Raw genomic sequence first — 11,670 nt, 5'->3', positions numbered from 1 at the left:
ACCGACGGTAACAGCCCCTTAACCCTGCCGGGCGAGATTGGGGCATCCGCCGCGCTCTGACGTGATCCTTCCGGAAGACCCTAATGGCAAGCCATGTTCTCATTGTCGATGACGATCCCGCACTGTGCGGCCAGATCGAGGGGATCGTCCAGACAAGCGGCTATCGATGCGAAACGGCGGCTTCCGGCGAAGCCGCGCTGAATCGCCTTTCCCGCGCCGATGCCCCTGAAATCCGGGTCATGATCCTCGACCTCGACATGCCCGGCCTGGACGGCATGGCCGTGCTGGAGCGCCTCAAGGCCGTGGCTCCCGCGCTGCCGGTGATCGTGCAGGTGGAAGCCGGCCGGATGGAAGATGCGCGCGCGGCCATGCGTTCCGGCGCCTTCGATTTCATGGTAAAGCCGGCCGATCCCGAGCGCGTTCAGGTGTCGCTCGGCAATGCGCTGCGCCACGGGGCGCTCGCCCGCGAGATCACCCGCATCACACGCCAGGGCACGGATCAGCTCACCTTCGACGACATCGTGATGCGCTCGCCCTCCATGCACCGGATCGTCGATCTCGGCCTGCGCGCGGCGCGCTCCAACATTCCCGTGCTCCTGGAAGGCGAGCGCGGCGTCGGCAAGGAAATGGTCGCCCGCGCGATCCATGGCGGCAGCACCCGCCGCTCCAAGCCCTTCGTGGTCGTGCGCTGCGGATCGTTCAGCCCGTCGGAGATCGACGCGGTCCTGTTCGGCTCCGATCGCCCCGGCCAGAGCCGCACCGGCAAGCCCGAATCGGGACGCGTGCAGGAATCCCATTGCGGGACCCTGTTCCTCGACGACATCGGCGAACTGCCCCTGGACGTGCAGGCCAAGCTCCTGCGCGTCCTGCAGACGGGCGAGGTCGTTTCCGCCGAAGGCCGCCGCTCGGCCAAGGTCGATGTCCGCCTGATCGCCGCCACCAAGCGCCGCCTCGTCGATCTCGTCTCCGCCGGGCATATTCGCGAAGACCTCTTCTACAAGATCAACGTCTTCCCGATCTGGGTGCCACCGCTGAAGGACCGTCGCGACGACGTGCCGGATCTCGCCGCCCGTTTCCTTGCCCATTTCGCGGCCGAGGAAGGTAAGCCGGCGCTGAAGATCGTGTCGCGCGCGGCTTCCGAACTGCTGATGTCCTATGACTGGCCGGGCAACGTCCGGCAGTTGCAGAGCGCCGTGTTCCAGGCGGTCGCCCTTTGCGACGGGCCGACGCTGCTGCCGTCCCACTTCCCGCATGTCTACGCCGCGCTCGACCCCTCCGCGATCAAGGCGAAGAGCGCCGGGCAGCCGCCGGTCGATCTTGCGGCACTGTTTCAGACCGGGACTGTGACCCCCGCGAGACAGTTCGACGGAGAAATGGCTCCGGCCCTGTCCGAGGTGGAGGAAAGGACTCCCTCCCCTCGTTACGGTATGGCAAAGCTTCTCGACGAACAGGGCGAAGTTCGGCCCTTCGGCACTCTTGAAGAAGAAGTGATTCGCTTCGCCGTCGACCATTATCGTGGCCGCATGAGCGAGGTCGCGAGGCGGCTCGGTATCGGGCGCTCGACGCTTTATCGCAAGATGAAGGATTTCGGCATCGACGCCGTTCACGTCGCGGCCGAATGAGCCGGACGATTGGTGGGTGCGCCCTGTTTCGACTTGAGGTTTCCATGAAGCTCGTACAACTGACCGCCGCCCTTTCCCTCGCCATCGCGCCGGTGGCAGCGGCCAAGGCGGCCGGCGTCGATCCTGCGGCCGACACGCAGCAGCAGGCCGCGCCGGAATATACGGGCTCGCTGCCGAACCGCGACGCGGCGCCGGCGCAGCCCGCACCCGCGTTCACGCCGGCGACGGCGGATGCCGCGACCCCGCCCGCTCCGGTGTTTGCCGCGCCTCCGGCCCCGACTGAAGCTGCGCCGGTCGATCCCGCGGCCAGCGCCCAGACGCCCGCGCCCGCATCTCCGGCCACGGCGGCCCAGGCCCCCGCTCCTGTCCCGGCGGCAACGGCCACGGCTGCGGCTCCCGCGACGACCTCACCCACGCCGGCCTCGCCCGCCGCCAGCTCACCCACGACGGCTGCCGACGCCGCCACGGTGAACCCGACCGTGACGCCTGCCGCGACCACTGCCGCCACGACCGCCGGCAGCATGACGATCCCGAACGCGCCGAGCGAGGAATTCGCCCGCAACGTCCAGGAAATCCTCTCCGTCGCGAACGAGACGCGCGATCCGGCCGAGCGCACGCTGCTCGGACAGATCCAGGCCTTCTACGAGACGCGTGGCTTCGCTCCGATCTGGATCCAGAACGGCCGCCCCACCGCGCAGATGCAGAAGCTGCAGGAGCGGATGCACCAGGCCGGCTTCGACGGGCTCGATCCGCGCGATTATTCCACGATCTCGGCGGAGGATTACGGCGACGATGTCGGCTCCGCCGCCGCGACCGAAGTCGACTTCAGCCGCGCCGTCGCCCGCTATGCCTCCAATCTCGCCGGCGGCCGCTTCTCGCCCGAGAACCTCGATTCCGTGATCGGCGAAAAGCCGTGGCATCCGGCCGCCAACGATGTGCTGTCGAAGCTTTCGGCCTCCGCTTCGCCGGCGGCCGACATGGACGCCTTCCAGCCGCCGCAGCAGCAATATGCCGAGTTGAAGGAAAAGCTTGGCGAGATCCTGCGCGGCAGCGAAACGCCCGCGATCTCCGTCGCTTCCGGCAAGACGCTTCGCGTCGGCATGCAGGACGCCCGTGTCGCCACCCTGCGCGAGCGCCTCGCCGTTCCGGCCGATGCCGAGCCCAACCTCTACGACCAGCCGGTCGCCGACGCGGTGAGCGCCTTCCAGGCGGAGCACCATCTCAAGGCCAACGGCGTGCTCAGCGCCGCGACCGTGACCGCGCTGAACGGCGGCAAGGCGAACGCGGCCGACCTCCCGCTGCTGGTCGCCAACATGGAGCGCTGGCGCTGGATGCCGCGCGACATGGGCGCCTTCAACGTCACGGTCAACGTGCCGGAATTCCAGCTGCGCATCTTCGACAACGGCAAGGTGGTCCACCAGACCCGTGTCGTCGTCGGCAAGTCCGATCACCAGACGCCGCTGTTCTCCAACGCCATCCAGTATCTTGTGGTGAACCCCTACTGGAACGTGCCGAGCTCCATCATCACCAAGGAGATGATGCCCTCGATCCGCGCCAACCCTGTGGGCTATTTCAAGCGGCACAATTACCAGGTGCTGCGCAAGATCGGCGGCCGGACGGTCGAGGTGAGCCCCGCGTCCATCGACTGGGGCACGGTCAATCCGCGCACGCTGACGATCCGCCAGGATCCGGGCGACCAGAATGCGCTTGGCAAGATCAAGTTCCTGTTCCCCAACGACTACGCCGTGTATCTCCACGACACCCCGTCCAAGTCGTTCTTCGCGCGTGACATGCGGGCGCTCAGCCATGGCTGCGTCCGCGTCGACAACCCGATGGACTTCGCCGACGCGCTTCTGGCGCACAATCCCCAGTGGAATGCCGCGCGCCTGAAGAAGATGTTCGGCGACAAGGAGCGCTGGGTGAAGCTCGACAACACGATTCCCGTTCACCTCGCCTATTTCACGGCCTGGGTGGACGAGGGCGGCAACCTTCGCCGCTTCGCCGACGTTTACGGTGTCGACCGGCAGGTGCTCCGGGCGCTCGGATCGAGCGCGGATCTGATGGATCGAAATGGCACTCTGGGCCCGGTGGCCCTGAAGCGCTCCCCCACGGAAGTGCAGTAGTCGCGGCTCGCCTTGATTCCGCCCCGCTAATGGAAGTATAAGTTCCCGGTCTTCACGAGATCGGGAGCATTAGGGTTTGGTTAAGCAAAGCCCAGCCATAGTTAAGATCTCCTTGATCGGCTCCCGGCTCAACCGGAGCCTCATCGGCGATCGGCTCTCGACCATGACACGCTCCCGCCTGCCGACCGTCCTGCGGATCGGGCTCATCCTCGTCGCTCTTCTGACGATCGCCCCCTGGTTCGGCCAGGAAAGGGCGGTCGCCGGGTTCGGCGACCGGACGCTGAAGCTCTATCACGTGCATACGGGCGAACGGGCGGAGTTCACCTTCCGCAAGAACGGCAAATACGATCCGGCCGTCCTCAAGCAGATGAACTGGTTCCTGCGCGACTGGCGCAAGAAGCAGCCGGTCGACATGGATCCCCGGCTCTTCGACCTGATCTGGGCGGTCTACCAGCAGACCGGCTCCAACGGCTACGTCAACGTCATCTGCGGGTATCGCTCGCCCGACACCAACGCCATGCTGCGCAGCCGTACCCGCGGCGTCGCCGAGCACAGCCAGCATACGCTGGGCAAGGCGATGGACTTCTACGTTCCCGGCGTTCCCCTTTCCAAGCTGCGCGCCATCGGCCTGCGCATGGGCGTCGGCGGCGTCGGCTTCTATCCCACATCCGGCTCGCCCTTCGTCCATATGGATGTCGGCCATGTCCGCATGTGGCCGCGCATGCCGCGCCAGGAGTTGATGGCGCTCTTCCCGGCCGGCGACACCCTTTATATCCCGGCCGACGGCAAGCCGCTCCCCGGCTTCAAGGTCGCGCTCGCGCGCTACGAGAAGAACGAGAACCAGCAGGTCGCGATGCTGGATAGCGGCTCGCACAAGGGCGGCTTCCTGAAGCGGCTGTTCGGCGGCGGTCGCGACGAGCAGGAGGACGCGGACGACGATTCCGCTCCCGTGGCAGCACCGAGGGCGGCACAGCCTGAGACCCTGGTGGCGTCCAACGATCGCCAGCCTGCCGCTCCGACCCCGCGCCTGCTGAAGGATCGTCCCACAACGCTGCCCGTCGCCCAGCCCGCGACGCTGCAGGTCGCCTCTGCCGAAATCGCCGACCCGGCTCCCCTGCCCCACGAACGGATCATGCCGGCCAGCATGACCGTCGCCATGGCGGATTCCGCGCCGCTGCCGCATGACCGTCCGGCCGCGATGCTGGCTGCCGCCAGCGAAGCCGACCGCACGGCGCTTGCTTCCGTCGCGGGTTCCGCGATGCCCGTCGACCGGCCGGAATCGGCCGGCAGCGCGCTTGCCGCCGCCAACGCCTTTGGCCAGAACGGCATGACCGGCGCGACCCCGCTGCCCACCGCGCGTCCCGAGCAGGATATCCAGCTCGCTTACGCCGAGGCGGAATCGGACGGCGAAAATCCCTATGACACCGCTTATGGCGGCCGGTATGCCGACGCAGCTTCCGGCAAGGCCGCTCCGGCTGTGACGCCCGCGGCCCATCCCGCGCCTGCCGCATCGGCCGCCCCCGCAGCGATGGCGCCGCGCACCGGTTCGCTCTCCCGCACGGCGCTCCAGCGCGGCAACCTCGCCGTGCGTCACGCACCGGTCCAGCTTGCAAGCGCGCTCAAGGGCGACCGTCCGACCGCCAGTGGCGTAAGCTCCGCGATCCTCCGCTGGAACGCATCGCTCGTGCATACCGCGCCGGACCACCGGCAGCTGCGTCAGCTGATGACGGCCGAGACCGCCGACGGCGCAGCGATGGCCGGCATGACCATGCCGAAGCTGGGCGGCAAGAACCCGCTGTTCACCATCGCCTCGGGCAAGGGCGTTGCCTTCGACCGGGTGAACACGCCGGCCCTGCCGACCGACCGCTTCTCCCGCGCGGACGAATGGACCAACGCCCAGGCCGACACCGGGCACCTGATGCGGGTCGCGCAGCGCTGAGATCCACCGAGGCCGGGCCACTGCCCGGCCTTTTGTTTTTTCGCCCTCCTGGGTGCCCGACCTCCGCATGTCGGCCTTCGCGTAACGGCCTGCTTTGTTTCCGGGCAGACCTCAAGATTACGCAGAATTCACTGGGCCGACCGTTTTCCCCATGACATTAGCGACGTGACAATTGAGCGTCACATCAGCCAAGCGGTCTCATGATCACCAATCTGTCCCAGCGCATTCTCCGTGCCCGCGGTTTTCTCGCCAAACTCTGGACCCTGACCAAGCCCTACTGGTTCGCCAAGGACCGGGTCGACATCAGTATTCTCGGCCGTTCGTTCGGCGTGCGGGAAAGCTGGATCGCCCGTTCGCTGCTGCTGCTGATCCTCGCGCTGAACGTGGGCGGAGTTTATCTATCCAAGCTCTACAACTTGTGGAATGGACGCTTCTTCGACGCCATCCAGAATAAAAACGAGCCTGTCTTTTGGCACGAACTTAAATACTGGGCCGTCATCGCTACGATTTCCATCGTGATGAGTGTTTATTCCATCTGGATCCAGAACTTCCTTACCATCAGATGGAGGCGTTGGTTAACTGCGGTTTACTTCGACAGCTGGCTTTCTGATAAGAGCTATTACAAACTGGAACTAAATAACAGCGGAACAGATAATCCGGAGCAAAGAATTCAAGAAGATTGCGACTTATTTACCGAAACGACCCTTACGCTCTTCCTGAGTTTTATATCTCAGATATTCACGCTGATCACGTTTTCGATCATCTTGTGGAATCTCTCGGCTGGCATCACGATTCCTGTTTGGGGCGGCATACGGATTCCAGGGTTCATGATGTGGGTTGCGATCGTTTACGCCGGCCTCGGGACTTGGCTGACATTCAAAATCGGACGTCCTTTAGTCCGCATCAACTTCGATCTGCAGCGCTTCGGAGCGGACTTTCGCTATCGCATGACACGAATTCGGGATAACGCGGAGAGCGTCGCGCTTTATCGCGGCGAACAAGACGAACGGTCCGGTCTTAGAAGCAGCTTCTCGAGAATATACGATACCTTCTGGCTTAGCATGATGTATACGAAGCGTCTTTCCTGGGTGACCCAGCTCTATGCTTCCTTGGCATCTGTATTTCCTTTTATCGTTGCATCTCCGGGCTATTTCGCCGGGCAGATTCAGCTGGGATCGCTCACCAGAACAGCTGATGCTTTTGGAACTGTACAAGGCTCGTTGTCTTGGTTCATCGCCGCCTATGGGAAACTGGCCGAATGGGCTGCGGTCATCGACCGACTGACGAGCTTCAGCGATGCCATGGCGCGGACCAAGGTCAACGATGCCGCCCGCAACGGCTTCGAGCGGGAGGAAGGATCGCTCGACGAGATCCGTCTGGACGGCGTCGACGTGAACCTGCCGAACGGCGCGCCGCTGATCACGGGCACCTCGATGACCTTGCGCCGTGGCGAGGGCGTGGTGCTGACGGGCCCCTCGGGAAGCGGCAAGACGACCCTTTTCCGTACGCTGGCCGGCCTGTGGCCCTTCGGCAAGGGCCGCGTTACCCTGCCCACCACCGGGCGCGTCCTGTTCCTGCCGCAGAAGCCGTATTTGCCCGTAGGCACGTTGCAGCACGTGCTGTGCTATCCGGACTCACCGCTGGACCACACGGAGGCGGATTGCCGGGCAGCGCTCGAGGCGACAGATCTCGGCCATCTCGCTCCGCGTCTGGCTGAGGCGGACAATTGGCCGATGGCGCTCTCCCAGGGCGAGCAGCAGCGGATCGGGTTCGCCCGCGCCCTGCTCTACCGGCCGGACTGGGTCTTCCTGGACGAGGCGACCTCGGCGCTGGACGAAAAGACGGAAGAGCGGATGTACAGGACGCTGCGGGAGAGGCTGCCGCAGGCAGGCGTCGTGAGCATCGCGCACAAGCCGAGCGTGGTCGGCTTCCACGAGCGGCACATCGATCTCAGCCCGTCGACGCATCGCATCAGGGCAATCGATGAAGAGGCACCGGGGGCGGCCGAATAGCAGTCCGCCGGAAAAGCGACGCGGCAGCGAAGTCTCGCTGCCGCATGGGGCTCAGGCCATGCCGAGCGCGTTCATGTAGAGCTCCAGGATCGATTCCTCCTCCTGGCGCTCCCGGGCATCCTTTCTGCGGATGGTGACGATCTTGCGCACGGCCTTGGCGTCGTAGCCGCGGCCCTTCAGCTCGCCATACACATCCTTGATGTCGTCCTGGATGCCCTTCTTTTCTTCTTCCAGCCGCTCGATGCGCTCGATGAACTGGCGCAGCTCGGCAGCGGCAACGCCGCCCACGTCATTGTTGTCGGCTTCGGTATCGGCCATCTCGTTATCCCTGATAAAATCTTGCGGGCCAGTTGCCCTTCCCGCGCGCCGAGGTCAACCCACTCAGCGCATGCGAGCCGTTCAAAATTCCGGAGACGCCGACTTGCGGATCCCGGTCGCTGGTGCTCGCGCCGTCTATTCCCTGGGACGCGCGACCTCGAAGGCGGTCAAAGTCTCGGCGTTCGCCTCCCCCTGATGCCGGTTCTTCCACTCCTCGTAGGGCATGCCGTAGACCGCCTCGCGGCTTTCGTCCTTGCTCATGCCGATCCCCTTGCCTTCCGCCGCCTCGCGGTACCAGTTGGAAAGGCAATTCCGGCAGAAGCCGGCGAGGTTCATCAAATCGATATTCTGTACCTCGGTCCGCTGTCGCAGGTGCGAGACGAGCCGGCGGAAGGCCGCGGCCTCCAGTTCCGTGCGGGTGGCGTCGTCCAGTTCGGTCATGTCGGATCCTGTCTCTTCGTTCAAGCGCCCTGGGACGCGGCGAAAGCGTCTCGCGGGCTGGTTGTCCCGATGATAGGAGGAGCGCTGAGCTTCCGCCAGAGATCCCGCCTATGGCATCCGCCGTTCCGACCGCCCGCGCCGCCAAGTCAACCCTCCTCCCGATGCTCGGCCTCTTCGCCGGGGCCATCGCCATGGGCATTTCGCCGGTCTTCGTGCGACTGGCCGAGCTTGGCCCCTTCACCAGCGCCTTCTGGCGGGTCGCCCTCGCCATTCCGCCGCTCTGGATATGGGCGCGGATGGAAGGCCCCGCCATGGCGCGCACGGCCGCCGCGCAGGGACGATCGCCGCGCATGGACCGGACAGGCTGGCTCGCGGTGGTCGTGGCCGGGCTGTTCTTCGCCGGCGACCTCACGTTCTGGCATCTGGCGATCCTGCATACGACCGTCGCGAACGCCACCTTCCTCGCGACCCTCTCGCCGGTGTGGGTGGTGCTCGCCTCCGGGCTGGTGTTGCGCGAAGCCGTATCGATGCCGACCTGGGCGGGCCTGCTGCTTTGTCTCGTCGGCGCAGGTGCCCTGGTGGGCGAAACCGTGAGCGTCAGCCCCGAGCAACTCGGCGGCGACCTCTACGGCATCGTGACCTCCGTCTTCTTTGCCGGCTATTTCCTGGCCATCCGTCCCGCCCGCCTGCTGTTCGGCGCGGGGCGGACGCTGTTCCTCTCCACGATCGTCACCGCCCTCGTCATGCTGGTGGAGGCTCTTGCCTGGGAGCACCAGTTCCTGCCGGTTTCGCTCGGCGCGGCCGCCGCGCTGGTCGCGCTGGCCCTTTTCAGCCAGGTCGCCGGGCAGGGCCTGCTCTCCTATGCGCTCGGCCATCTGCCTGCGGCCTTTTCGTCGCTGGTGCTTTTCGTGGAAGGAGTCGCGGCCGCCGCTCTGGGCTGGGCGGTGCTGGGCGAACTGGTCAGCCCCGTCCAGGCGGTCGGGGCGGTCATCATCTTCGCCGGCATCATCGTCGCCCGGCCGCGGCGACCTGCCGCCACGCCCGGTTCCTGAGGCTTCCCGGAACGAGCCCGCACCCGCGTCTGGCAGCCTCATTCCGGCCGCCTTCGTCGACGAGCTTCATGCCTGCTTCGCGCGTCGAGGCGACGATCCGATCCGCTTGAGCCGGAACTCCGCCAATGCCTCCCACCCACGTCGTTGACAAGCCTCCTTCCGCAAAGCAAAACCAGCAGGAATTCTTTCGAACCCTGAACCAATTTGGTGGAGGCGGAGCATGATGCGTCACCGGTGGGGCCGTGCCGCCGCGACTGTCGCCATCGCGGTTTCCGCAGCGTTTGCGTTGAGCTCGGCGGCGCATGCCGATCTTCGCCTCTGCAACAAGACCAGCGGGCGCGTCGGCGTGGCGGTCGGATACAAGGCCGCGAAGGCGTGGATGACGGAGGGCTGGTGGACGGTGGACGCGAATTCCTGCGCGACGCTGATGGCTGGCCCCCTGATTTCCGAGTTCTATTATATCTATGCCGTCGATTACGATCAGGGCGGCGAATGGGGCGGCAGCTCCTTCATGTGCACGCGCGACAAGGAGTTCACCGTCGAGGGGGTGAACGACTGCGTGGCGCGCGGCTATCAGCGGACAGGCTTTTTTGAGGTCGATACGGGCAAGCAGTCGAGCTGGACGGTTCAGCTGACGGAGCCCAACGGCCGGGAGACAGGTGGCGAATGAGACGGAATCGGAAAGTCAAGATCCTGGCGACGTTGGGTCCGGCCTCCAGCAATGTGGAGATGATCGAGGCCCTGTTTCAGGCCGGCGCCGATGTCTTCCGGATCAACATGAGCCATGCCTCGCATGACGTGATGCGCGATCTCGTCCGGATGATCCGCTCCGTGGAGGCGAAGTACGATCGGCCGATCGGCATTCTGGTCGACCTGCAGGGACCGAAGCTGCGCGTCGGCTCTTTCGCGGACGGCTCCGCCGAACTGGAAGTCGGGCAGGAGTTCGTGCTCGACGACGACGAGACGCTCGGCGACCGCAACCGCGTCTATCTCCCGCATCTGGAAATCTTCGATGCGCTTGAGCCGGGCCATTCGATCCTGCTGGATGACGGCAAGGTCCGCCTCAAGGTGAAGAGCGTGGAAGGCAAGCGGGCCGTCACCGTGGTCGAGGCCGGGCGCAAGCTTTCCAACCGCAAGGGCGTCAGCCTGCCCGACACGCTGCTCCTGTCCGGCGCGTTGACGCCGAAGGATCGCAAGGACCTTGAAGCCGCCCTGCCGGAGGCCATCGACTGGGTGGCCCTCTCCTTCGTGCAGCGCGCCGAGGACGTGGCGGAGGCCCGCAAGATCATTCGCGGCAAGTTCGGCATCATGTCGAAGATCGAGAAGCCGCAGGCGGTGGAAAACATCGAGGAGATCATCGAGCTCTCCGACGCCATCATGGTCGCCCGCGGCGATCTCGGCGTGGAAATGCCGCTCGAGCTGGTGCCCGGCATCCAGAAGCGGCTGACCCGCCTCGCCCGCCGCGCCGGCAAGCCGGTGGTCGTGGCGACGCAGATGCTGGAAAGCATGATCACCGCCGCCGTGCCGACCCGCGCCGAGGTTTCCGACGTCGCCACCGCCGTCTTCGAGGGTGCCGACGCCGTCATGCTGTCGGCGGAATCCGCCGCCGGCGATTTCCCGGTCGAGGCCGTCTCGACCATGAACCGCGTCGCGGAGGCCTGCGAAAAGGACTATTACTACCCGCAGATCATTCACGCCCAGCGCACGGAGCCGGAAACGACCGGCGCCGACACGATCACCGCCTCGGCCCGCCAGGTCGCGGAAACGCTGAACCTCGCGGCGATCATCTGCCTCACCGCATCTGGCCGCACCGCTCTGCGCGCGTCCCGCGAGCGTCCGGGCGTGCCGATCATCGGCATGTCGCCGACGCGCGAGACGGCCCGCCGCCTCGCGGTCGCCTGGGGCGTTCATTCCGTGGTGGCTGAAGACGTCAAGGATGTGGATGACATGGTCAACCAGGCCTGCCGCATCGCTCATGACGAGGGCTTCGCCGAGCCGGGCGGGCGCGTGATCATCGCGGCCGGTGCTCCCTTCGGCCGCTCCGGCGGCACCAACATGCTGCGCATCGCCTTCATCAGCCCGGACGGCCATTCCGGCTACTGAGCGCAGCCTTCGCTCCGAAGCTCGCAGGCCGGCCCCTCGGGGTCGGCCTGATCTTTTTCA

The 11,670-nt window shown here is 65.7% G+C and carries 9 protein-coding genes; 7 read left to right on the top strand and 2 right to left on the bottom strand.

Annotated elements, in window-relative coordinates; all coding sequences use genetic code 11:
* Nucleotides 1-83: 83 nt before the first annotated feature.
* The 4 genes from BMY25_RS00095 (at nt 84) to BMY25_RS00080 (ending at nt 7,696) form a co-directional block, all read left to right on the top strand.
* Nucleotides 84-1,622, top strand: a complete 1,539-nt coding sequence (locus tag BMY25_RS00095; protein WP_092494564.1) for a sigma-54-dependent transcriptional regulator — start codon at nt 84-86, stop codon at nt 1,620-1,622.
* Nucleotides 1,623-1,666: 44 nt separating this feature from the next.
* Nucleotides 1,667-3,745: a L,D-transpeptidase family protein gene (locus BMY25_RS00090; RefSeq protein WP_092494563.1), complete on the top strand. Its 2,079-nt coding sequence runs from the start codon at nt 1,667-1,669 to the stop codon at nt 3,743-3,745.
* 163 nt (nt 3,746-3,908) lie between these two features.
* Nucleotides 3,909-5,684, top strand: coding sequence for a peptidoglycan L,D-endopeptidase MepK (locus BMY25_RS00085; RefSeq protein WP_092495110.1), 1,776 nt, complete (start codon nt 3,909-3,911; stop codon nt 5,682-5,684).
* Between the two features lie 200 nt (nt 5,685-5,884).
* Nucleotides 5,885-7,696, top strand: coding sequence for an ABC transporter ATP-binding protein/permease (locus BMY25_RS00080; RefSeq protein WP_092494562.1), 1,812 nt, complete (start codon nt 5,885-5,887; stop codon nt 7,694-7,696).
* A gap of 51 nt (nt 7,697-7,747) precedes the next feature.
* On the opposite strand, the gene BMY25_RS00075 is transcribed toward BMY25_RS00080, so the two are convergent.
* Together BMY25_RS00075 and BMY25_RS00070 are read right to left on the bottom strand one after the other, a co-directional pair.
* Nucleotides 7,748-8,014, bottom strand: a complete 267-nt coding sequence (locus tag BMY25_RS00075; protein WP_092494561.1) for a DUF2312 domain-containing protein — start codon at nt 8,012-8,014, stop codon at nt 7,748-7,750.
* A 135-nt stretch (nt 8,015-8,149) separates the two neighbouring features.
* Nucleotides 8,150-8,455, bottom strand: a complete 306-nt coding sequence (locus BMY25_RS00070) for a DUF1244 domain-containing protein (protein WP_092494560.1) — start codon at nt 8,453-8,455, stop codon at nt 8,150-8,152.
* 110 nt (nt 8,456-8,565) lie between these two features.
* On the opposite strand from BMY25_RS00070, the gene BMY25_RS00065 reads away from it, so the two are divergent.
* The 3 genes from BMY25_RS00065 to pyk all read left to right on the top strand — a co-directional run bounded on the left by BMY25_RS00065 (nt 8,566) and on the right by pyk (nt 11,610).
* On the top strand, nt 8,566-9,507 hold the full coding sequence (locus BMY25_RS00065; protein ID WP_092494559.1) for a DMT family transporter: 942 nt from the start codon (nt 8,566-8,568) through the stop codon (nt 9,505-9,507).
* A gap of 220 nt (nt 9,508-9,727) precedes the next feature.
* Nucleotides 9,728-10,177 carry a DUF1036 domain-containing protein gene (locus BMY25_RS00060; RefSeq protein WP_092494558.1) on the top strand — a complete coding sequence of 150 codons (450 nt, stop codon included), beginning with the start codon at nt 9,728-9,730 and terminating at the stop codon, nt 10,175-10,177.
* A complete protein-coding gene (gene pyk, locus BMY25_RS00055; RefSeq protein ID WP_092494557.1) occupies nt 10,174-11,610 on the top strand; it encodes a pyruvate kinase in 1,437 nt (478 codons plus the stop codon). Before BMY25_RS00060 ends, pyk begins: the two co-directional genes overlap by 4 nt.
* Nucleotides 11,611-11,670 lie beyond the last annotated feature (60 nt).

Source organism: Faunimonas pinastri (assembly GCF_900110915.1).
GTDB lineage: Bacteria > Pseudomonadota > Alphaproteobacteria > Rhizobiales > Afifellaceae > Faunimonas > Faunimonas pinastri.
This window is presented reverse-complemented; position numbering and strand designations above follow the sequence as displayed.